Source organism: Pseudomonas putida, assembly GCA_029953615.1.
Classification (GTDB): domain Bacteria; phylum Pseudomonadota; class Gammaproteobacteria; order Pseudomonadales; family Pseudomonadaceae; genus Aquipseudomonas.
This window is the reverse complement of sequence record CP124529.1, coordinates 1476933-1499501: the sequence shown is the minus strand read 5'-3', so window position 1 is coordinate 1499501 and position 22569 is coordinate 1476933. Positions and strand designations below refer to the sequence as shown.

The window sequence follows — 22569 nt, the reverse complement described above, 5'->3', positions numbered from 1 at the left end:
CGGTGGCCCAGGTCAAACGTATCCGCCGCAACGTCAGCGGCATCATCCTGCTCGACAAGCCGCTGGGCTTCACCTCCAACGCCGCGCTGCAAAAGGTGCGCTGGCTGCTCAATGCGGAAAAGGCCGGCCACACCGGCAGCCTCGACCCGCTGGCAACCGGCGTTCTGCCATTGTGCTTTGGCGAAGCGACCAAGTTTTCGCAGTACCTGCTCGATTCCGACAAGGGCTACGAAACGGTCATGCAGATGGGGCAGACTACCAACACCGGCGATGCCGAAGGTGAAGTGCTGCAGACCCGCGAGGTGACCGTTGGTCGCGCCGACATCGAGGCCCTGCTGCCGCGTTTTCGTGGCCAGATCAGCCAGATACCGCCGATGTACTCGGCGCTCAAGCGTGACGGACAGCCGCTGTACAAGCTGGCTCGTGCAGGAGAGGTAGTGGAGCGCGAGGCGCGTTCTGTTACTATTGGCCGCTTGGAGTTGCTCGAGTGCGAAGGCACCCGTGCACGGTTGAGCGTAGGATGCAGCAAAGGCACCTATATCCGTACCCTGGTGGAGGATATTGGCGAGGCCCTTGGCTGCGGCGCCTATGTCGCCGAGCTGCGCAGGACCCAGGCCGGGCCTTTCGCGCTGGCACAGACGGTCACCCTCGAGGAACTCGAACAGGCCCACGCCGAAGGCGGCAACGAAGCGCTCGACCGCTTCCTGATGCCCTCGGACAGCGGCCTGCAGGATTGGCCGCTGGTGTGCCTGTCCGAGCACAGTGCGTTCTACTGGCTGCATGGGCAGGCGGTACGCGCTCCGGACGCGCCACAATTTGGCATGGTCCGGGTACAGGATCACAATGCACGCTTCATCGGTATCGGTGAAGTGAGCGAAGACGGGCGCATTGCGCCGCGTCGGCTGATTCGGTCGGAATGACCGAAACCGTGGGGCAAGGCAATTGCCAGGTCCTGCGGCACCAAGGGTGGCTGTCAGTAGGCACGGTCACACCTTTTTTTTATTAATACAGGGATTTGTCCCTGGCCTATTGGACCCCGCATGCGGGATCCGTTATCAGGAGAAGCCACATGGCCCTCAGCGTTGAAGAAAAAGCTCAGATCGTTGCCGAATACCAGCAAGCCGCCGGCGATACCGGTAGCCCGGAAGTGCAGGTTGCTCTGCTGACCGCCAACATCAACAAGCTGCAAGGCCACTTCAAGGCCAACGACAAAGACCACCACTCCCGTCGTGGTCTGATCCGTATGGTCAACCAGCGTCGTAAGCTGCTGGATTACCTGAAGGGCAAAGACACCACTCGTTACAGCGCCCTGATCGGTCGCCTGGGCCTGCGTCGCTAATAGCGGCCTGGGCAGTGGTGTGCATGGCGTGTCGCAGGCTTCGACAGGGCTGTTTTGCAGTGCTGCCGTTGGACACGCCACGCGTATCTCCGAGGTTGGCAGCCTGGCAATGCTGAGCGGTTTTTCCGCTTGGTGCCAGGCTCCCAGCCTCGTGTTGTATCTGGACGGTCAATGGGGCCGATTCCCCGTTCTGCCCAAGAATTCGCAAGAAACCAGTTCCCCCAAGAGCCACTGAAAAAAGGTAGGAAACCGTGAACCCGGTAATCAAGACTTTCCAGTTCGGTCAATCGACCGTCACTCTCGAAACGGGCCGCATTGCCCGTCAGGCAACCGGCGCCGTGCTGGTTACCGTCGACAACGACGTCACCGTGCTGGTGACTGTGGTAGGCGCCAAACAGGCTGATCCAGGCAAGGGCTTCTTCCCGCTGTCGGTTCACTACCAGGAAAAGACCTACGCCGCCGGCAAGATCCCGGGTGGCTTCTTCAAGCGTGAAGGCCGTCCTTCCGAGAAAGAGACCCTGACCTCGCGCCTGATCGACCGTCCGATCCGTCCGCTGTTCCCGGAAGGCTTCATGAACGAAGTGCAGGTCGTCTGCACCGTGGTTTCCACCAGCAAGAAGACCGACCCGGACATCGCTGCGATGATCGGTACCTCGGCTGCCCTGGCCATTTCCGGCATTCCGTTCGAAGGCCCGATCGGCGCCGCTCGCGTTGCCTTCCACGAAAGCACCGGCTACCTGCTGAACCCGACCTACGAGCAACTGGCTGCCTCGAGCCTGGACATGGTCGTTGCCGGTACCGAATCGGCTGTACTGATGGTTGAATCGGAAGCCAAAGAGCTGACCGAAGACCAGATGCTGGGCGCCGTACTGTTCGCCCACGACGAGTTCCAGGCCGTTATCCAGGCCGTCAAGGAACTGGCCGCCGAAGCCGGCAAGCCGACCTGGGACTGGCAGCCAGCCCCGGCCAACGTCGAGCTGATGAACCTGGTGCGTGGCGAGTTCGGCGAAGCCGTTTCGCAGGCCTACACCATCACCCAGAAGGCTGACCGCTACAACCGCCTGGGCCAGCTGCGCGACGAGGCTGTTGCCCGTCTGAGCAACGAAGAGACCGGCCCGTCCGCCAGCGCCATCAAGGAAATCTTCGGCGAGCTGGAGTACCGCACCGTCCGCGAGAACATCGTCAACGGCAAACCGCGTATCGACGGCCGTGACACCCGCACCGTGCGCCCGCTGAACATCGAAGTCGGCGTACTGCCGAAGACCCACGGCTCGGCGCTGTTCACCCGTGGCGAAACCCAGGCCCTGGTCGTTGCGACCCTGGGTACTGCCCGTGACGCCCAGCTGCTGGACACCCTGGAAGGCGAGAAGAAAGACCCGTTCATGCTGCACTACAACTTCCCGCCATTCTCGGTGGGTGAGTGCGGCCGCATGGGTGGCGCCGGCCGTCGTGAAATCGGCCACGGTCGCCTGGCCCGTCGTGGCGTACAGGCGATGCTGCCGAGCGACAGCGAATTCCCGTACACCATCCGCGTGGTTTCGGAAATCACCGAATCCAACGGTTCCAGCTCCATGGCGTCGGTCTGCGGTGCTTCCCTGGCCCTGATGGACGCCGGTGTACCGATGAAGGCGCCGGTTGCCGGTATCGCCATGGGCCTGGTCAAGGAAGGTGACAAGTTCGCCGTCCTGACCGACATCCTGGGTGACGAGGACCACCTGGGCGACATGGACTTCAAGGTAGCCGGTACCGCCAAGGGTGTTACCGCGCTGCAGATGGACATCAAGATCAACGGCATCACCGAAGAGATCATGGAAATCGCCCTGGGCCAGGCCCTGGAAGCGCGCCTGAACATCCTCGGCCAGATGAACCAGATCATCGCCCAGTCGCGTAGCGAGCTGTCGGCCAACGCGCCGACCATGATCGCGATGAAGATCGACACCGACAAGATTCGTGACGTCATCGGTAAAGGCGGCGCCACCATTCGCGCAATCTGCGAAGAGACCAAGGCTTCGATCGACATCGAAGACGATGGCTCGATCAAAATCTTCGGCGAAACCAAGGAAGCGGCAGATGCTGCCAAGCAGCGCATCCTGGGCATCACCGCCGAGGCCGAGATCGGCAAGATCTACGTCGGCAAGGTCGAGCGCATCGTCGACTTCGGCGCGTTCGTCAACATCCTGCCGGGCAAGGACGGCCTGGTGCATATCTCCATGCTGAGCGATGCTCGCGTCGAGAAAGTCACCGACGTTCTGAAAGAAGGCCAGGAAGTCGAAGTACTGGTACTGGACGTGGACAACCGCGGCCGTATCAAGCTGTCGATCAAGGACGTTGCTGCGGCCAAGGCCTCGGGCGTCTGATGAGCGCCTCGCAGTAGCAAGAAAGGCCCCGCGAGGGGCCTTTTTTTATGGCTGTACGGAACCTTTTGCGGACTTGCATCTTGCATGCAGTTTTATCGTGCAGATTGCAGAATGCACGACGCCCGCCAAGTCGAATTTTGTCTAACTTATTGATTTATAAGAAAACAAGCGAAGCGGAAAAGCTGGCACAGCGCATGCAACTACCTTCATACCTGACGCCAGGACATACGGCGCAGACCCTTCGAAAAACAGGAGTGACTCACATGAAGAAGTTCGCCATTGCTGCCGCTACTGCTACCGCCCTGACCCTGACCATGGCTAACGGCGCGTTCGCCGCAGAGCCAACCCAGGCGCCAGTCATGTTGGCCGCCAATACCGTGGACAACGCCAAGCAGGAAGGTTCTGACACCTGGATTACCACCAAGGTGAAAGCGGACCTGCTGACTGAAAAAGGTATCCCAGGCAGCGACATCAAAGTCGAGACCAGCCAAGGTGTCGTCTCGCTGTCGTCTGACGTGGCGGTGACTCAGTCCCAGAAAGAAGAAGCTGTTCGTATTACCAAGAACATCAAAGGCGTCAAGAGTGTGATGGCTGACGGCCTGAAAGCTGAATAAGGAATGTCCCGTCGGCCAAACGGATTTGGCCCCCTTTGCTCCAGGCCCCGGCGCTTTGCCGGGGCTTTTCATTGCGCGCCTAGTACACCGGGTTACGCGCAACCACGTCACTTTCGAAGCATTCCTGTTCGAGTATCAGCGGCTCGACCAAGGGCCGGCTGTCGCGAAAATGCGCAGTCTGGGTGTGCGCTTCGTACGCCTCGTCATCGCGATAGATCTCGTACAGGTAGATCAGCTCCGGGTCGATTCTGTCTTGCGACACATCGAACACCAGGCAACCGGGTTCGGTGGCGACGGAAGCCGCCGCGTTGACTTTGATCGCGTTCAGAAAATCCACTGCGCAACCGGGCTTCACCCGGGTCTTGATGAACAGGCTATACACAAGGTGCTCCTTTTGTTTTAAATTCAATTCTAAATTGTATACAAAAATGGAGCTTCGCCAATGTCCGAATTGCCTGCCCGCCCTGGCCGCCTGAACGGCCTGCGCCATATTGCCTTGTTGGTGCCCAACCTTGAGGAGTGCGAACGCTTCTACGTCGATGTGCTGGGCATGGAAGTGCTGAACCGCGCCAACGAAGACCTGGTGTATCTCACTTGTGGTAACGACAACCTGTCGCTGGGACGCGGGGCAGGGGCCGCCAATGGGTTGCAGACCCTGGATCACTATGGGTTCATCGTCGACAGCGTGGAGGAGCTGGAAGCCTGGTATCAGTATTTCAAGGCCCATGGCGTGACCTTGCTGGACCGACCGTTCAACCATGGAGACGGGGCGCGCAGCTTCCACCTGCTGGACCCGGCGGGGAACAAGGTGCAGCCGCTGTATCACCCGGCGGTGTCGGGGCAGCGGTTGGTGTGAAGCCTGTACCGGCCTATTCGCGGGCTGCCCGCTCCCACAGGGTCCGCACACAGCTCAAGGCCGGTGCAGTACCTGTGGGAGCGGGCAAGCCCGCGAAGAGGCCAGACCTGCTAGTAGAAGTTACTCGGCATCCAGATGCATCGGCGTCACCACGCGCCCATCGCTCTCGGCCTGGCCCAGGCTGGTATCGATGAAGTACACCCGGTCATCTTCCAGCTGGCCCTTGTCCACCAGGTAGTCCTTGATGCTGCTGGCCCGCTCCTGGCCCAGTGTGCGCAGCAGTGCAGTACTCTCGGCCCAGGACTTGATCACCGCCTCGCGAAGCTTGGCAGCGCGCTCGTCGCGGCCCAGTTGCTCCCATTCGGCAGGCGGTTGCTGTTTCAGGCGGTTACGGTAGATGCCTTCGAGCATCGCCGGCTTGTCGCTGTCGTCGACCACCAGCATCGACGCATTGGCCGGCACTTTGTCGCCGCGACGTTGCAGGATCTTGTACCAGGTGGCCTGGTACTCACGCTCCAGGCGCTGCTGGGCGATCAGCGGGCCATCGCTGGCCTGGGCGCTGGTGCCTTCGATTTCCAGGCGCAGTTCCGGGCGCTCCTTCAGCGCCGATGCCAGCTTGTCCAGCGATGCCTGGGCGTCGCCACTGAGTTCGCTGGAGCCCGGGGCGAAGGACACATTGCCCAGGTCTTGCGCGCCACCACCGGCAACCAGCCCGCCAATGAACTTGAACGGTGCCTGCGCCGCACGCAGCACCAGGTTGCGCAGGGTTTGCCAGACGATCGGCATCACGCTGAACTGCGGGTTGTTGAGGTCGCCGGATACCGGCAGCTCGATCGAGATCTTGCCTTCGGTATCCTTCAGCAACGCCACCGCCAGGCGGATCGGCAGGTCCACGGCGTCCGGGCTGTCGACCTTCTCACCCAACTGCAGCTGCTCCACCACTACCTTGTTCTCGGCCTTGAGCTGGCCATTGGTGATCAGGTAATGCAGGTCGAGGTTGAGCCGGCCCTTGCGGATACGGAAACCGGCGAACTTGCCGGAATAGGGCGTCAGCGTGGTCAGCTCGACCCGCTTGAAGCTGGTGGCGATATCCAGGCTGGCCAGCGGGTCGAACGGGTTGAGGGCGCCCTTGATGGTGACCGGCGCGTAGCGGTCGACCTTGCCCTTGACGTCGACCTTGGCCGGCAACGGCTTGCGGTTGTCGATGGTGCCGATCTGGCCGTTGAGCTGCTGAATGGCCGTGGCGAAGTTGGGGGTGAGGGACAGGTCGGCGAAGTTGGCCGAGCCATCGTTGATGTCGATCTGGCCGATGTGGATGCCCAGCGGCTTGTCGTTGCTGGCCGCGGCTGGCTTGGCCTGGCTGGTCGCCGGGGCGCCGGTCGGCTGCGGGATCAGCAGGTCGTTGATGTTGGTAGTGCGGTCTTCGTTGATGATGAAGCGTGCATAGGGTTGCAGCAGGGTCACCTTGTCGATCGACAGGGCATCGCCGTGCACATAGGAAAGGCCATCGACATTCACCTGCTGCCATTTGACGAAGTCACGGCTCTTGATGGTGTCGAGGGTATGCAGTTGGCTGACCTGTGCCTTGCCGGTAACGCTGAAAGCCAGCGGTGCGGTGTTCTTCAGGTCGACCTTGAGGTCGCTGGCGAGCATGCCGCTGCGCAGCTCCAGCAGGATGAACGGGCTGATGTAGGCCTGGGCCACCCGCAGGTCGATGTCGCGGCTGCTCACGTCCAGCTTGGCCCAGATGGGCGCCAGGTTGACCTGGCCGGCCGCCTGCAGTTTGCCTTGCTTGCCCACGCCGGTATCGAGCTTGAGAGTGAAGGGCGACTGGTTGAGGCTGTCGAAACCTTGCAGGTCGGCGTTCAGTGGGCCGACGTCGAGGGCCACCGGCTCTTTCTGGGTACGGTCTGCCAGGTGCACCAGGTAGTTACGCAACTGCACGTCCTTGAGCAGCACCTGCCAGGGCTTGCTCGGCTGCTTGGCGGCTTGCTGTTCGGGGGTGGGCTCGGCGGTGGCTGGTTCGGCCTTTTGCTTTGGCGTGGCCTTGGCCGGCTGGCTGGCGAACAGCTTCTGCCAGTCGAGTTGGCCGTCCTTTTCCAGCGCGGCCCAGGTTTCCAGCTTTTCGCTGCGGATCTTGCCCACGGTGACCAGCTGCTTGACCAGGTCGACCGAGGTCTCGCTCACCTCCAGGCTGGCCAGGCGTGCCAGCGGGCGGCCATCCGGTGCCTTGATGGCGAACGGTGCAATGCGTACCGACGCGTTTTCCAGCAATAGCTCGGTCTGCTTGGCGAGGTTGAGCTTGTAGTGGGTGTCGAGGCTGACTACGCCGTTTTCCAGCACCAGCGGCACGGCATCGCGCACATAGGGCCAGAACGCCTTCATGTTGCCGTCGGTGACCTTCAGCGTGCCTTCAGAGGCGATCGGCGCCAGGCTCAGGGTGCCTTTCCAGTCGATGCGCCCGCCGTTGGGGCCGATGGCCACCAACGTCATGTCGGCATTGTCGTTGGGCAGGGTGCTGAGGTTCTTCAGCTCCAGGTTCATGTTGTCGTAGAGGAATTCGATCGGCTCGCTCGGGCGCAGGTCCTCGAAGTGCAGGTAGCCGTCGCTGAGCTTGATGCTGCCGATGCGCAGCGGGAACGGGTCGGTGGGCGGCTCGTCGGGCTTGGCTTCGCTTGGGGGTAACCTGAACAGTTGGGTCAGGTTGAGGGTACCGTCCTTGGCGAACAGCACTTCGTTGCGTGGCTTGACCAGTTCCACTGCGTCCAGGTGCAGGGCACCGCTCCACAGGCTGTCGAGCGAGAGGTTGGCGTACAGCCGGTCGAAGCCGACCTGCTCCATTGCCCGGCTCGCCGATCTGCAGGCCCCATAAGGTCAGCTCGAGGCTGAAGGGGTTGAGCTCGATCCGTTCGAGGTGGGCAGGCACGGTTGCGTACTGGGCCAACTGCTGGTTGGCGATGCGCAGCGCGACACCGGGGAGAACGAGAAAGCCGAGAAGGCTGTAAAGGGCTACGAGGGCCAGCAGTGCGCCAGCGGCGCGAGTCAATCCTTTGTACATGTGTCGCTTCGTCTGTCTAAGCAGGAGAGCTTGGAGTATGGCACGTTAAATCAGTTCCGCTGAGGCGACCATTCGACCTCATTCGATGCCCATGCGCCGTCTGGCCCGGTGCGCCGAGCCGTCACGCATCGCCCAGCGCAGTACTGGCGCGGTGCGCTGCAGGCCCAGCCGGATCATGCGCCGCTGCAACGGACCTTGCTGCAGGCCGAGCATGGCCTGGGCCCAATCAGGTAGCAGGTCGAGGCCAGCGTGCAGCATCAGCTTGCCCACCGGCTGTGCCAGGCGGCTGGGGGCGGGGGCGTCGAGCAGGATATCGAGCACCTGCAGGCTGCGGGCATCGCAAAGCAACTGTGGGCGCATACGCAGCAGGTAATCCTCGACCTGCTGGCGCGAGCGCGGCACGTTGCGCGCACCCAGGCGCTCGGCAATCAGCGCGATCTCTGCGTAATAGGCGTCCTGTTCGGCAACTGCAAGATGCGGGTTGCAGTAACGCAGGTGGGCACTCAGGAAGCTGCTGACTTCCGCCACATGCACCCAGGTCAGCAGGTCGGGGTCGCTGGCCGCATACGGGCGGCCATCCGGTGCGGTGCCGGTCACCTGCAGATGGATAGTGCGTACCTTGTCGATCAGCCATTCGGCATCGCGGGTGGCGCCGAAGGTGGTGCCGGAGATGAACTGGCTGGTACGGCGCAGGCGGCCGAGCAGGTCTTCACGGAAGTTGGAGTGGTCCCACACCCCGGCCAGGGCCAGCGGGTGCAGGAGCTGCAGCATGAGGGCGCTGATGCCGCCCACCAGCATGCTCGGGAAGTCGCCATGTACCCGCCAGCTGATGCTGTGCGGGCCGAACAGGCCGGGATCGCCCTTGGGCGACTCCAGGTCGAGCTGGCCGAGGGCCAGCCCGGTAAGGCTCATGACCTGGGTTTCGATGCGACGGCGAAGGGCTTCCATGGCGACCTGTGTTCAGGGCGGCCATGGACAGCGGCCGCCGGTTACTGGTTGAGGCGTTTGTCGATCAGGCCCTGCACCACGCTGGGGTCGGCCAGGGTCGAGGTATCCCCAAGGTTGTCCAGCTCGTTGCAGGCGATCTTGCGCAGTATACGCCGCATGATCTTGCCTGAGCGTGTCTTGGGCAACGCCGGGGCCCACTGGATCAGCTCGGGTTTGGCGAAACTGCCGATTTCCTTGCTGACCAGGGCCAGCAACTCGGCCTTGAGTGCGTCGTCCGGCGTTACGCCATTCATGGGCGTGACGAAGGCGTAAACGCCCTGGCCCTTGAGGTCGTGGGGGTAACCGACCACTGCCGCTTCGGCGACGCTGTCATGCAGCACCAGCGCGCTTTCCACTTCGGCAGTACCGATGCGGTGGCCGGAAACGTTGATCACGTCATCGATACGCCCGGTGATCCAGTAGTCACCATCGGCATCACGGCGGGCACCGTCGCCGGTGAAGTAATAGCCTGGCATTGGCTTGAAGTAGGTGTCGACCATGCGCTGATGGTCACCATAGACGCTTCGGATCTGCCCGGGCCAGCTGGCCTTGATCACCAGCAGGCCGGCACCGGCGCCTTCGATGAGCTTGCCCTTTTCGTCCAGCAGCGCTGGTTGCACGCCGAACATGGGCTGGGTGGCACAGCCGGGCTTGAGCGACTGCGAGCCGGGCAGCGGGGTAAGCATGATGCCGCCGGTTTCGGTCTGCCACCAGGTATCGACGATGGGGCAGCGCTTTTGCCCGACTTCCTCGAAATACCATTCCCAGGCTTCGGGGTTGATCGGCTCGCCGACGCTACCCAGCAGGCGCAGGCTCTGGCGTGAAGTGCTCTGCAGCGGCGCGGAGCCTTCGCGCATCAGCGCGCGCAGGGCGGTCGGGGCGGTATAGAAGATGTTCACCTTGTGTTTGTCCACCACTTTCCAGAAGCGCGAGGTGTCCGGGTAGTTGGGTACGCCTTCGAACATCAGCGAGATCGCGCCGTTGGCCAGCGGACCATAGACGATGTAGCTGTGGCCGGTGACCCACCCGACATCGGCGGTGCACCAGAACACCTCGCCTTCACGGTAGTCGAACACCACCTTGAAGGTGAGGGTGGCCTGCAGCAGATAGCCGCCGGTGGTGTGCAGCACGCCCTTGGGTTTGCCGGTGCTGCCGGAGGTGTAGAGGATGAACAGCGGGTCTTCGGCGCCCATCGGCTCGGGAGCGCAGTCGTCGCCGGCCTTTTCCGTCGCCTCGTGGTACCAGAGGTCACGGCCATCGGCCCAGGCAACATCGCCGCCGGTGCGGCGCACCACGAACACGCTGCTGACCGCTGGGCAGCTGGTCAGGGCTTTGTCGACGTTGTGTTTCAGCGGGATGCGTTTGCCACCGCGCACGCCTTCATCGGCGGTGATCACCGTGCGGCAGTCGGCATCGAGGATGCGGTCGCGCAGGGCGTCGGGCGAAAAGCCGCCGAACACGACCGAGTGGATGGCACCGATGCGGGTGCAGGCAAGCATGGCGAAGGCGGCCTCGGGGATCATCGGCATGTAGATGCACACCCGGTCGCCTTTCTTCACCCCGCGTGCTTTCAAGGCATTGGCCAGGCGGCAGACCTGGCGGTGCAGTTCGCGGTAGGTGATGGCCTTGGAATCCTTGGGGTCATCGCCTTCCCACAGCAATGCGGTCTGTTCGCCACGTCGGGCCAGGTGGCGGTCGATGCAGTTGTAGCTGACATTGAGTTGCGCGCCGTCGAACCAGCGGGCGTTGCCGGTCTTCAGGTCGCATTGCTGCACGCTCGTCCAGGGCTTGATCCAGTCCAGGCGCTTGGCCTGCTCGGCCCAGAAGGCGTCGGGGTCGTCCACCGACTGGCGGTAGAGGCGGCGGTACTCGTCGGGGGTGAGGGCGGCGGACTGGCTGACGGCCAGGGCCTGGGGGTAGTTGCGAATATCGAACATGGCGGGTGGTCCTGCTCTTGTAAGGGGCGATGGACTGCAACGGCTATTCGATAGGACAGTGTAGCTAGAGGTGGTGTTCCTTGAGGATAGACTCGGTCCCTGTAGGAGCGGCCTTGTGTCGCGATGGGCCGCAGAGCGGCCCCCACAATTGATGCGCCAGTGCTGAAATCCCGGGGCCGCTCTGCGGCCCATCGCGACACAAGGCCGCTCCTACACAGAGCGACCGAGTGACGGCTTTGGGATCAACCGCGGTGGCGACCGCGGAAGTAGTTGATCAGGCCTTGGGTGGAGCCATCTTCGGCGCTGTCTTCCAGGCTCCCTACAAGACGTTGGTAAACGCCCTTGCCCAGCTCCTTGCCCAGCTCCACGCCCCATTGATCGAAGGCGTTGATGCCCCAGATCACGCTCTGTACGAAGACCTTGTGCTCGTACATCGCCACCAGCGCGCCCAGGCGGCGCGGGCTGATGCGTTCCACCACCAGCGTGTTGCTCGGGCGGTTGCCCGGGATCACCTTGTGCGGGGCGAGCTTTTCGATGTCCGCTTCGTTCAGGCCTTTGCCGCGCAGCTCGGCTTCGGCTTCTTCGCGGGTTTTGCCCAGCATCAGCGCCTGGCTCTGCGACAGGCAGTTGGCGTACAGCCACTGATGATGGTCGGCCACCGGGTTGAAGCTCACCACCGGCACGATGAAGTCAGCCGGAATCAGCTGAGTGCCCTGGTGCAGCAACTGGTGGTAGGCATGCTGGCCGTTGCAGCCGACACCGCCCCAGATCACCGGGCCTGTGTCGGTCTTCACCGGGGTGCCGTCCTGCAGCACGCTCTTGCCGTTGGACTCCATGTCCAGTTGTTGCAAGTGCTTGGTAATGTTGCGCAGGTAGTGGTCGTACGGCAGGATCGCGTGGCTGCTGGCGCCCCAGAAGTTGCCGTACCAAACGCCCAGCAGGGCCAGCAGCACCGGCATGTTCTTGTCGAACGGCGCGGTCTGGAAGTGCTGGTCCATGGTGTAGGCACCGGACAGCAGTTCCTTGAAGTTGGCAGTACCGATGGCCAGGGCGATCGGCAGGCCGATGGCCGACCACAGCGAGTAGCGCCCGCCCACCCAGTCCCACATCGGGAAGATGTTTTCTTCGCGGATACCGAAGGCCACGGCGGCGGCCTTGTTGCTGGAAACGGCGATGAAGTGGCGGTACAGCTCGGCTTCCGAGCCACCCTGGGCCAGGTACCAGGTCCGCGCGGCCATGGCGTTCTTCAGGGTCTCGAGGGTGTTGAACGACTTCGACGAGACGATGAACAGGGTGGTTTCGGCGCGCAGGTTGGCCGACAGCTCGTGGAACTCACTGCCATCGATGTTTGCCAGGTAGTGGCAGCGCACGCCGCGCTGGGCGTAGGGCAGCAGCGCCTCGGAGACCAGCTCGGGGCCGAGGAACGAGCCACCGATGCCGATGTTGACCACGTCGGTGATCGGTTTTTCGCTGTAGCCGCGCCACAGGCCGTCGTGGATACGGCCGACCAGTTCGGTGATCTGGTTGAGCACCTTGTGCACTTCCGGCATGACGTTCACGCCGTTGACACTGAGCTTGTCACCTACCGGACGGCGCAGGGCGGTGTGTAGCACCGGGCGACCTTCGGAGGCGTTGATGATTTCGCCGCTGAACATCGCTTTGATGGCGTCCTGCAGGCCCACTTCGTTGGCCAGGTTCACCAGCAGGTCGCGGCTTTGTTCAGTGATCAGGTTTTTCGAATAGTCGAGGAACAGGCCACAGGAGCTCAGGGAGAACTGATCGAAGCGCTTGGTATCGGCGGCGAAGGCTTCGCGCATGCTGAAGCCTTGCATGGCGTCGCGGTGTTGCTGAAGCGCCTGCCAGGCGGGCAGGGCCGTGACATCGTGGGGTGTACGGTAATACGCCATTGCGCGGGGTTCCCTTGGTGCGTGGTGAGACCTTGGACACGGCAGGCATTGCCGGGTTCAGGCTGGCACCATTATAGGCAAAGCCCACTTGCAGGGAATGGGTATGGCGGGGGAATTTGGGGGGCGCTTTGCGCCCCATTCGCAGCACAAGGCTGCTCCTACAAAGGAAGGTGATCTTCTGTAGGAGCAGCCTTGTGCTGCGAATGGGCTGCAAAGCAGCCCCAAGGCGTTACGCGGTCTTATCTTCTACATGCAGGTACAGGTTGTCGATCAACCGGGTGTTACCCAGGTAAGCCGCAGCAATCACCACCACGTCACGGTCATCGAGCTGCGCCGGGCGCAGGCTCACGGCATGACGCACTTCCAGGTAATCGGGGCGGAACCCGGCTGCGGTCAACTGCGCCTGGCCTTCGGCAACCAGCGCGGCAAAGTCCCGCTGACCCCGGCCAATGGCAGCCGCGATGTGCTGTAACGTGCGGTACAGCGCAGGCGCGGTAGCACGTTGCTCAGGCGTGAGGTAACCATTGCGCGACGACAGCGCCAGGCCATCTTCGGCCCGCACCGTGGGCTCGCCGATGATCTGGATCGGCATGTTCAGGTCGCGCACCATGGCACGGATCACCGCCAGCTGCTGGAAGTCCTTTTCACCGAACACGGCAAGATCGGGCTGGACCATGTTGAACAACTTGTTGACCACGGTGGCCACACCTTCGAAATGCCCGGGCCGGCTGGCGCCGCACAGGCCTTCGGAAAGTTGGGGCACGCTGACGCGGGTTTGCACGCTCATGCCGTCGGGGTACATCTCTTCGACGCTGGGCGCGAACAGCAGATTGCAGCCAGCCTGGAGCAGGCGCTCCTGGTCGGCAGCCAAGGTGCGCGGGTACTTGTCGAGGTCTTCGTTGGCGCCGAACTGCAGCGGGTTGACGAAGATGCTGGCGACCACGAAATCGGCGCGCTGCGCGGCCTTGGTCACCAGCGCCGCGTGGCCGCTGTGCAGGTTGCCCATGGTCGGCACGAAGCCGATGCGCTTGCCTTCACCGCGGGCGCGGGCGACTGCGGCGCGCAGTTCGCGGACGGTCTTGACTGTATTCATGCACTGAACCCGTGTTCGCTGCCTGGGAAGCTGACTTGCTTGACCGCCTCGACGTAAGCGACGAGGGCGCTGTGGATATCCGGCTGGCCTTGCATGAAGTTCTTCACGAACTTCGGTACCCGGCCGCTCAGCGACAGGCCGAGCATGTCGTGCAGGACCAGTACCTGGCCATCGGTACCGCTGCCGGCGCCAATGCCGATCACCGGAATGGCCACGGCACTGGTGATTTCCGCTGCCAGCTCGCTGGGCACGCATTCGAGCAGCAGCATGGCCGCACCCGCTTGCTCCAGGGCGATGGCGTCGGCGCGCATTTGCCGGGCCTGGGCTTCCTGACGACCCTGGACCTTGTAGCCACCTAGCACATTGACGGTTTGCGGGGTCAGGCCCATGTGCGCGCACACTGGCACGCCACGCTCGGCCAGCAGGCGGATGGTCTCGGCCAGCCAGGCAGCGCCTTCGATCTTGATCATGTGGGCGCCGGCCTGCATCAGCGTGGCGCTGTTGGCAAAGGCCTGCTCCGGGGTGGCATGCGCCATGAACGGCAGGTCGGCGAGGATCAGCGCGCCGTCGTTGCCACGTTTGACGCTGGCGGTGTGGTAGGCCATGTCCGCGGTGGTCACCGGCAGTGTGCTGTCGTGGCCTTGCAGGACCATGCCCAGCGAGTCGCCCACCAGCAACACTTCGACACCGGCCTGGCTGGCGGCCTTGGCGAAGGTCGCATCGTAGCAGGTCAGCATGGTGATTTTTTCACCCTTGGCCTTGAGGCCATTGAGGGTGGTCAGGGTTACTTCAGGCATGTAGGAAATTCCTCGTTCAGGCGCTGTAAAAAACGACTGCATTCAACGCGTGTAGTCATCTTCCGGAGCGGCACATCATCGCGCGTGATGTTCGGGCACAGGTCCGTCCGGGCCTAAATACGGGTATGCGGCACTTTGGTGCCACACGGGACGCCTATAGTCGTGAGCGAGGTGGGGGAAGTCAATCACCCTGTTACCGCATTGTTACGATCAGGGTGTTACTGGCGTTACCGCGCTAGTGTACAAGGCTGGAACGCCCGGTTTACAGGCGTTCCAGGCCGACGAACGGGCAATCGTCGAGCAGTTGCGCGAGGGCGCGGCCATCGGCCAGGCGGAAATCGCCCGGTACCAGTTCCGCCAGCGGGTACAGCACGAAAGGCCGGGCATGCATGTGGTAATGCGGCACTTTCAGGCGCGGCTCGTCGAGCACCTGATCGCCGAACAGCAGGATATCGAGGTCCAGTGTGCGCGGGCCCCAGCGCTCCTTGCGCACACGGCCTTGTTCGTTCTCGATGGCCTGCAGGGCATCGAGCAGGGCCAGCGGCGCCAGGGCAGTGTCCAGGGCTGCGACGGCATTGGTGTAGCGCGGCTGGCCGGGTAACAGCGAATCGCTGGTGTACAGGGCCGAGGCGGCCACCAGGCGTGTGGCTTCGACCTGGTCGAGGGCCTGCAAGGCGCTGCGCAGCTGCTCGGCCGGTGCGTCCAGGTTGCTGCCCAGGCCGATATAGGCGCGGGTGCTCACTCGAACGCCTCGTCGCCACTGCGCTTGCGTTTGCCACCGCTGCGCTTGCGTTTGCGCGGGCCGGCACCAGTGCCTTCGTCACGGCTGCCCAGCTCGCGGATCATCTCGCGGCGCTCGCTGTCGTTGGCATCCTGGTAGTCGGTCCACCACTGGCCGAGGTCGTCGGTTTCTTCCCCGGCGCTTTCCCGCAGCAGCAGGAAGTCGTAGCCGGCGCGGAAGCGCGGGTTGTCCAGCAGCACGTCGGCGCGCTTGCCGCTGCGGCGTGGCAGGCGCTCCTGCATGTCCCAGATCTCGCGGATCGGCAGGGTGAAGCGCTTGCGGGATGGCGATGCGTGCGCACTGCTCGGCGATCAGGTCGTGGGCCGCACCGTTCATGGCCGGGATCGGCGGCACGCCCTGGTTCTGCAGGTGTAGCACGCGGGCCGGCAGGGCTGGCCACAGCAGTGCGGCGAAGAGGAACGCCGGGGTTACCGGTTTGCCTTGCTTCACGCGCAAGTCGGTGTTGTGCAGCGCCTGGCTGATCAGCGTGTGGGTGTAGGTCGGGCGCTCGTCCAGGGCATGCGAACTGGCCGGGAACAGCGGCTCGAACAACTGCAGGTCGACCAGCATTTCGAAGGCGATGGCGCCCTGGCCGGAAAGGAACAGCTTCAGGCTTTCTTCGAACAGGCGCGCGGGCGGAATCTCGCGCAGCAGCGGGGCCAGTTCGCGGATCGGCTGGACCGTGTGCTTTTCGATGCCGAAGTCGAGCTTGGCGGCGAAGCGCACCGCGCGCAGCATGCGCACCGGGTCTTCCTGATAGCGGTGGGTAGGGTCGCCGATCAGGCGCAGCAGGCGGTTGCGGATATCGTGTACGCCATTGGCGTAGTCGAGTATGCGCTCGCTGACCGGGTCGTAGTACAGGGCGTTGATGGTGAAGTCGCGACGTTGCGCGTCTTCTTCCAGGGTGCCGTACACGTTGTCGCGCAGGATGCGGCCACTGGCATTGTGCGACGAACGGTGGCTGTCGCCCTGGTCGTCTTCCGAGTGGTGGGCGCGGAAGGTGGCAACTTCGATGATCTCACGGCCGAAATGCACGTGGACCAGCTTGAAGCGGCGACCAATGATGCGCGCGTTGCGGAACTCGGCACGGACCTGTTCGGGGGTGGCGCTGGTGGCGACGTCGAAGTCTTTCGGCGTGATACCCAGCATCAGGTCGCGGACGCAGCCACCGACCAGGTAAGCCTGGTAACCGGCGCTCTGCAGGCGTTCCACGATGTTCACCGCATGGCGGCTGAACTGGTGGCGTTGCAGCGAGTGCTGGCTCTTGTTGATCACCTCAGGCGTGGTGCGCCTGTGGTGCGGGCCCGGTACGGGCGGGCGAAACGACTGGAACAGCTTCTTCAGCATGGGATGCACTGTTTGAAGGAATGTTCGGCCAAGAATAGGAGAATGGCCGCATGATGGGCGGGGATTCTAGCATTTACTCAAGGAATGGTGTAGGCGGGTAGCAGGATGCCTGCCGGAGGGTAGAAACGACAAGGGGAGCCTAAGCTCCCCAAGAAGTCGTTGCGTGCTCTTATTGTTTTTTTGCTGGGCTTCTTGTTTTTGTTGAGTGCCCTGTCCACAAATCTCGAAGCTTGTGGACGACCCCTAATCCAGGGGTTAAGAGCAAACGGATTGCTTTGGTCGCTGATGTCACGTTGATCTGTCGATCCAACCAGTTCAGGCGCTGCTTTTTAGTGCAGTTTTTATTGTTCTCTGCCTGGTTGTGGGGCAAGCCCCAAACACGCATCCTCTCCAAAAGAATCAGTTAGCTGCGCCTCCGCCGTCTTGTTTTTATTGTGCGTGAGCCGTTTCGTCTTGTTCTTATTCTGAGTTGCAGTGCTTGTTATTGTTCTTGTACCAGACATATAGCAGGTGCCGTGCCAACTTTTGCAAACCCAGTAAAATCAAGGGGTTGCGGGCGACTGACAGTTTTTCAGTGGTCGAAAATGTCGAAATTTCGTTACCGTACGCCTCGGGAACTGTTACGGCGGAAAGCTTGGGTAACAGATTTTTGCGGGGGCTGATGTGTTACCCAGGGGTGTGCGCTGGCTTTGCTGGCCCTTTCGCGGGCACGCCCGCTCCCACAGGCATTGCATCACCCTTGAGGGCAATGAAATTCCTGTGGGAGCGGGCGTGCCCGCGAAGAGGCCGGAGAGGTTGTCGATAGAGGCAGGAGGAACCTCCCGCCCAGATAACGCGGTTACTCGCTGGTAGCGTTGCTCTTGCGCCGCGGGATGCCCAGGCGCTGGCGGCGTTCCCACAGGCACTTGCGGCTGACCCCGAGCTTGCGGGCCAGCTCGGTCTCGGTCATGTGATCCTGGTGTTCGAGAACGAAGTGCTGGAAGTAGTCCTCCAGCGACAGGTCCTCGGTCGGCTCATGGCTGGCATTCGTCGCACTGGCCACGGCCAGGGCGTTGTCGAGGATTTCGTCCTCCTCCAGGTCACCCAGCTCGATGTCGATGCCCAGCAGGTCGGCGGAGATTTCTGCGCTCTCGCTGAGGATCACCGCACGCTCCACGGCGTTTTCCAGCTCTCGCACGTTACCCGGCCAGCTGTAGTGACGAATGGCCTGCTCGGCTTCGGCCGAGAAGTGCAGGTCGTCACGGCCGATGCGCGCACTCTGGCGGGCGAGGAAGGCGCTGGCGATTTCGTTTACGTCACTGCCGCGCTCGCGCAGGGCGGGGAGTTTCAAGGCGATCACGTGCAGGCGGTAATACAGGTCTTCACGGAACTGGCCGGCCTTGGCCAGGTTCTTCAGGTCACGGTGGGTCGCGGCGATCAGGCGTACATCGACCTTTTGCGACTGTACCGAACCCACCCGGCGAATCTCGCCTTCCTGTAGCACGCGCAGCAGGCGGGCCTGGGCTTCCAGCGGCAGCTCACCGATTTCGTCGAGGAACAGGGTACCGCCATCGGCGGCTTCCACCAGGCCGGCGCGCCCGGCGCTGGCGCCGGTGAACGCGCCTTTTTCGTGGCCGAACAATTCGGATTCGATCAGTGTCTCCGGGATGGCCGCGCAGTTCACCGAAATCATCGGCGCCTTGGCCCGGCGCGAGAGGTTGTGCAGGGCGCGTGCAACCAGCTCTTTACCGGTGCCTGACTCGCCCTGGATCAGCACGTTGGAGTCGGTGGGCGCGACCTTGCGGATCTTGCTGTACATGTCTTGCATCGGCGGGCATGAGCCGATGATACCGATTTCGCCATTGGCGGCTGCTGCGCTGCCTTTGTCGGCCGGTGCGGCCTTGCCATTGGTGGCGCGTGGCTCGGCCGCTGGAGCGGCAGCCGGAGCGTTCTGCCTGTCACGCAGGATACGCGCCACCGCTTGCAGCATTTCGTCGTGGTCGAAGGGCTTGGCGATGTAGTCCACCGCGCCCATTTTCATCGAGTCTACCGCCGAGCGCAGGCTGGCGTAGCTGGTCATGATCAGCACCGGTGTGCCTTGGCCGAGCTTGATCAGTTCGGTGCCGGGCGCGCCTGGCAGGCGCAGGTCGCTGACGATCAGGTCGAAGGTGGCAATGCTGAAGCGTTCCTGGGCTTCCTGCACCGAGCCGGCTTCGCTGACCTGGTACTGGTTCCGTTCGAGCAGGCGACGCAAGGCCGAGCGGATGATGGTTTCGTCTTCGACGATCAGAATGTGCGGCATTGATTCAATTCTCTCGACGGTCTCGAATTTCAGGGGACGTCGCTACGACATGCCGGGGCAGGGTCACGCGGATCCGGGTGCCACGTTGCCGTTCGATATCGGCCGGGCTGTCGATGGTGATTTGCCCATAATGCTCTTCCACGATGGAATAGACCAGAGCGAGCCCCAGTCCGGTTCCTTCGCCCGGGTCCTTGGTGGTGAAGAAGGGTTCGAACAGGCGGTCCATGATGTTCTTCGGGATCCCGCTGCCTTCGTCCTCGACGATCAGGTCGACGGTGTGCTCGTTGACCTCGCTGCGCACGCGCACGGCACTGCCGGGCGGAGAGGCATCGCGGGCGTTGGACAGCAGGTTGATCAGCACCTGGGCCAGGCGCTGCGGGTCCCCTTCGACCCAGTGGTCCGGGTCGCAGAGGTTGAAGAACTGTACTTCGAAATTACGCCGGTTCAACGCCAGCAGACCAATGGCGTCCTGCGCCACTTCGGCCAGGCACACCGGCTCTTCGCTGTTCTGGTGGCTGCCGCCGGCATGGGCGAAACTCATCAGCGACTGCACGATGCGCGATACTCGCTTGGTCTGTTCGAGAATCTGGCTGGACAGCTCGGTGATTTCGCCATCACCCTCACGCTCTTCGCGCAGGTTCTGCGCCAGGCACGGCGATGCCGGTGATCGGGTTGCCGATCTCGTGGGCCACGCCAGCCGCCAGGCGGCCGATGCTGGCCAGGCGTTCGGAGTGTACCAGCTTGTCCTCCAGCGCCTGGGTTTCGGTAAGGTCCTCTACCAGCAGCACCAGGCCGCTGTTGCCGGGTGCCAGCGGCTCGTCGATCGCCGCCTTGTGCAGGTTCAGCCAGCGCGGCTGGCCATCCAGCGCCAGGCGCTGCTTGTGCAGGTGTTCGTCGGGCACGTTGATGAACCCTTGCAGCAGGCCGCGCCAGGGCTCGTCGATGGTGACCAGGCGCGAGCCGACCACGTGCTTGGCGGCGATGCCGGTGAGCTCCTCCATGGCCTTGTTCCACATCAGGATTTCCTGGTCCTTGGCCAGTGAGCAGACGCCCATTGGCAGCTCTTGCAGAGTCTGGCGGTGGTAGCGGCGCAGGGCGTCGAGTTCGGCGGCCAGGCCGGTCAGGCGCGAGTGGTAGTCTTCCAGGCGGCTTTCGATGAAGTGGATGTCTTCGGTCACGTAGTTTTCGTTACCAGACTTGTACGGCAGGAAGGTCTCGACCATGTCCTGCGCCACACTCGGCCCCATCAGGCCGGACAGGTTGGCCTCGATACGGTCGCGCAGGCGGCGCAAGGCATAGGGGCGGCGCTCATCGAACGGCAGATAGAGGTCGCGCAGGGCCTGTTCCACTTCCTTCTGCGCAGCCTTGGCGCCCAGTGGCTTGGCCAACTGGGTGGCGAACTCCTGCGGCGAGGCGGCGTGCAGTTCGCGGCGTTGCGGGCGGCGTACGTTGTCCACTGCGCAGGCTTCGGCGGCGCTGACCTCTTCATTGCTGGCGTTGGTGAACAGCGAGATCAGGGTGAACAGCAGCACGTTGGCTGCCAGCGAGGCGATCGCCGCCATGTGCCAGCTGGTGTCGTCCAGCACGTAGATCATGTCCAGCAGCGGGATGTAGAAGCCCTGCAGGTTGCCCAGCAGCGGCAGCAGCATGGTCACCATCCACACCAGGGTACCGGCCAGCAGGCCGGCGATGAAGCCGCGGCGGTTGGCAGTGGGCCAGTACAGCACCGACAGCACGCCGGGCAGGAACTGCAAGGTGGCGACGAAGGCGACAATGCCCAGGTTGGCCAGGCTCTGGTGGTTGTTCTGGGTCAGGTAGAACATGAAGCCGGCGGTGATGATGGCGACGATCAGCGCGCGGCGGGTCCACTTCAGCCAGCGGTAGATATTGCCTTCGGCCGGCGGCTGGTACAGCGGCAGCACCAGGTGGTTGAGGGCCATGCCGGACAGCGCCAGGGTGGTGACGATGATCAGCCCGCTGGCAGCCGACAGGCCGCCGATATAGGCCAGCAGCGCCAGTGCCTGGTTGTTGGCGGCAATCCCCAGGCCCAGGGTGAAATACTCGGGGTTGGTGCTGGCGCCCAGGCGCAGGCCGGCCCACAGCACCAGCGGTACGGCCAGGCTCATCAGCAGCAGGAACAGTGGCAGGCCCCAAGCTGGCGCTGACCAGTGAGCGCGGGTTGAGGTTTTCGGTGAAGGCCATGTGGTACATGTGCGGCATGACGATGGCCGAGGCGAAGAAAACCAGCAGCAAGGTGCGCCATGGCCCCTCCTGCAGCGGGGTGTGCAAGGCCGCCAGGGCGGTCTGGTTCTGCAGCAGCCACACCTCCAGCTGGTGCGGGCCGCCGAACACGCCATACAGGGCATACAGGCCGATGCCGCCCAGTGCCAGCAGCTTGATCACCGACTCGAAGGCGATGGCGAATACCAGCCCTTCGTGTTTTTCGCGCGTGGCGATGTGCCGTGAACCGAAGAAGATGGTGAACAGGATGATCAGCGTACAGAAGGCGAAAGCCACCCGGGCCTTGACCGGCTCACCGGTCAGGATGCTGATCGAGTCGGCCACCGCCTGGATCTGCAGGGCCAGCAAGGGCAGCACACCGATCAGCATGATGATGGTGGTCAGTGCCCCGGCCCAGGTGCTGCGGAAGCGGAACGCCAGCAGGTCGGCCAGCGATGAAAGCTGGTAGGTGCGGGTGATCTTGAGGATCGGGTACAGCAGCACCGGTGCCAGCAGGAACGCCCCGGACACCCCCAGGTAACAGGCAAGGAAGCCGTAGCCGTACTGGTAGGCCAGGCCCACCGAGCCATAGAAGGCCCAGGCACTGGCGTACACGCCCAGCGACAGCGTGTAGGTCAGCGGGTGGCGAATGATGGAACGCGGGATCAGCCCCCGCTCGCTGATCCAGGCAACGCCGAACAGCACCATGAGGTACGCGGCACTGATCAGGATCATCTGGGTCAGGCTAAAGCTCATCGGCATCTCGTTGGCTCTGCAGGATGAAGGTGACGACGATCAGGATCAGCCAGAGCAGGTAAGGGCGATACCAGGCTCCGGTCGGCTCGATCCACCAGTCCATGATGGCCGGGGAGAACAGGTAGATCCCCACGACCAGAAGCAGGACCAAACGATAGATGTACATGCTGGCCTCGATGGTTGGGCGCTGCGGGCTTGGACTTATTATTGGCGCAAATGGCTGGGGGGATGCTAGCGGG

At 63.0% G+C, this 22569-nt stretch carries 14 protein-coding genes and 3 pseudogenes; 5 read left to right on the top strand and 12 right to left on the bottom strand.

Annotated features, from left to right (window positions below):
- The first annotated feature begins 2 nt into the window (after nt 1-2).
- The 4 genes from truB (at nt 3) to QIY50_06850 (ending at nt 4310) form a co-directional block, all read left to right on the top strand.
- Nucleotides 3-920 (top strand): tRNA pseudouridine(55) synthase TruB, encoded by a 918-nt coding sequence (gene truB, locus QIY50_06865; GenBank protein WGV21919.1) that lies wholly within the window; start codon nt 3-5, stop codon nt 918-920.
- A gap of 149 nt (nt 921-1069) precedes the next feature.
- On the top strand, nt 1070-1339 hold the full coding sequence (gene rpsO, locus QIY50_06860; protein ID WGV21918.1) for a 30S ribosomal protein S15: 270 nt from the start codon (nt 1070-1072) through the stop codon (nt 1337-1339).
- A gap of 251 nt (nt 1340-1590) precedes the next feature.
- A complete protein-coding gene (pnp, locus tag QIY50_06855) occupies nt 1591-3696 on the top strand; it encodes a polyribonucleotide nucleotidyltransferase (protein ID WGV21917.1) in 2106 nt (701 codons plus the stop codon).
- 263 nt (nt 3697-3959) lie between these two features.
- A complete protein-coding gene (locus tag QIY50_06850) occupies nt 3960-4310 on the top strand; it encodes a BON domain-containing protein (protein ID WGV21916.1) in 351 nt (116 codons plus the stop codon).
- A 79-nt stretch (nt 4311-4389) separates the two neighbouring features.
- Here QIY50_06850 and QIY50_06845 read toward each other — a convergent pair whose 3' ends face one another.
- Nucleotides 4390-4692 (bottom strand): putative quinol monooxygenase, encoded by a 303-nt coding sequence (locus QIY50_06845; protein WGV21915.1) that lies wholly within the window; start codon nt 4690-4692, stop codon nt 4390-4392.
- Nucleotides 4693-4752: 60 nt separating this feature from the next.
- Between QIY50_06845 and QIY50_06840 the strand changes: the two genes are divergently transcribed.
- Nucleotides 4753-5166, top strand: a complete 414-nt coding sequence (locus tag QIY50_06840; protein ID WGV21914.1) for a VOC family protein — start codon at nt 4753-4755, stop codon at nt 5164-5166.
- A 120-nt stretch (nt 5167-5286) separates the two neighbouring features.
- Here QIY50_06840 and QIY50_06835 read toward each other — a convergent pair.
- The 11 genes and pseudogenes from QIY50_06835 to QIY50_06785 all read right to left on the bottom strand — a co-directional run bounded on the left by QIY50_06835 (nt 5287) and on the right by QIY50_06785 (nt 22496).
- Nucleotides 5287-8224: pseudogene (locus QIY50_06835) on the bottom strand (DUF748 domain-containing protein).
- A 78-nt stretch (nt 8225-8302) separates the two neighbouring features.
- Nucleotides 8303-9172, bottom strand: a complete 870-nt coding sequence (locus tag QIY50_06830) for an oxygenase MpaB family protein (GenBank protein WGV21913.1) — start codon at nt 9170-9172, stop codon at nt 8303-8305.
- Between the two features lie 41 nt (nt 9173-9213).
- Nucleotides 9214-11148, bottom strand: coding sequence for an acetate--CoA ligase (acs, locus tag QIY50_06825; GenBank protein ID WGV21912.1), 1935 nt, complete (start codon nt 11146-11148; stop codon nt 9214-9216).
- Nucleotides 11149-11390: 242 nt separating this feature from the next.
- Nucleotides 11391-13055 carry a glucose-6-phosphate isomerase gene (gene pgi / locus QIY50_06820; GenBank protein WGV21911.1) on the bottom strand — a complete coding sequence of 555 codons (1665 nt, stop codon included), beginning with the start codon at nt 13053-13055 and terminating at the stop codon, nt 11391-11393.
- 229 nt (nt 13056-13284) lie between these two features.
- Nucleotides 13285-14148, bottom strand: coding sequence for a pantoate--beta-alanine ligase (gene panC / locus QIY50_06815; GenBank protein WGV21910.1), 864 nt, complete (start codon nt 14146-14148; stop codon nt 13285-13287).
- On the bottom strand, nt 14145-14945 hold the full coding sequence (gene panB, locus QIY50_06810) for a 3-methyl-2-oxobutanoate hydroxymethyltransferase (GenBank protein WGV21909.1): 801 nt from the start codon (nt 14943-14945) through the stop codon (nt 14145-14147). The genes panC and panB overlap by 4 nt, the downstream gene beginning before the upstream one ends.
- Before the next feature lie 262 nt (nt 14946-15207).
- Nucleotides 15208-15687 (bottom strand): 2-amino-4-hydroxy-6-hydroxymethyldihydropteridine diphosphokinase, encoded by a 480-nt coding sequence (gene folK / locus QIY50_06805; protein ID WGV21908.1) that lies wholly within the window; start codon nt 15685-15687, stop codon nt 15208-15210.
- Nucleotides 15684-17073, bottom strand: a pseudogene (locus QIY50_06800) (polynucleotide adenylyltransferase PcnB). Before QIY50_06800 ends, folK begins: the two are co-directional and overlap by 4 nt.
- Nucleotides 17074-17911: 838 nt before the next feature.
- Nucleotides 17912-19354 (bottom strand): sigma-54 dependent transcriptional regulator, encoded by a 1443-nt coding sequence (locus tag QIY50_06795; GenBank protein WGV21907.1) that lies wholly within the window; start codon nt 19352-19354, stop codon nt 17912-17914.
- Between the two features lie 4 nt (nt 19355-19358).
- A pseudogene (locus QIY50_06790) lies at nt 19359-22336 on the bottom strand (ATP-binding protein).
- Complete coding sequence (locus tag QIY50_06785; protein WGV21906.1) at nt 22320-22496, bottom strand: hypothetical protein; 177 nt, start codon at nt 22494-22496, stop codon at nt 22320-22322. The pseudogene QIY50_06790 and the gene QIY50_06785 overlap by 17 nt, the downstream one beginning before the upstream one ends.
- Nucleotides 22497-22569: the final 73 nt, after the last annotated feature.

Coding starts and splice junctions, on each gene's coding strand:
- rpsO (WGV21918.1), top strand. CDS start 1,070: ATGGCCCTCAGCGTTGAAGAAAAAGCTCAGATCGTTGCCGAATACCAG.
- QIY50_06850 (WGV21916.1), top strand. CDS start 3,960: ATGAAGAAGTTCGCCATTGCTGCCGCTACTGCTACCGCCCTGACCCTG.
- QIY50_06840 (WGV21914.1), top strand. CDS start 4,753: ATGTCCGAATTGCCTGCCCGCCCTGGCCGCCTGAACGGCCTGCGCCAT.
- QIY50_06830 (WGV21913.1), bottom strand. CDS start 9,172: ATGGAAGCCCTTCGCCGTCGCATCGAAACCCAGGTCATGAGCCTTACC.
- acs (WGV21912.1), bottom strand. CDS start 11,148: ATGTTCGATATTCGCAACTACCCCCAGGCCCTGGCCGTCAGCCAGTCC.
- pgi (WGV21911.1), bottom strand. CDS start 13,055: ATGGCGTATTACCGTACACCCCACGATGTCACGGCCCTGCCCGCCTGG.
- panC (WGV21910.1), bottom strand. CDS start 14,148: ATGAATACAGTCAAGACCGTCCGCGAACTGCGCGCCGCAGTCGCCCGC.
- panB (WGV21909.1), bottom strand. CDS start 14,945: ATGCCTGAAGTAACCCTGACCACCCTCAATGGCCTCAAGGCCAAGGGT.
- QIY50_06795 (WGV21907.1), bottom strand. CDS start 19,354: ATGCCGCACATTCTGATCGTCGAAGACGAAACCATCATCCGCTCGGCC.
- QIY50_06785 (WGV21906.1), bottom strand. CDS start 22,496: ATGTACATCTATCGTTTGGTCCTGCTTCTGGTCGTGGGGATCTACCTG.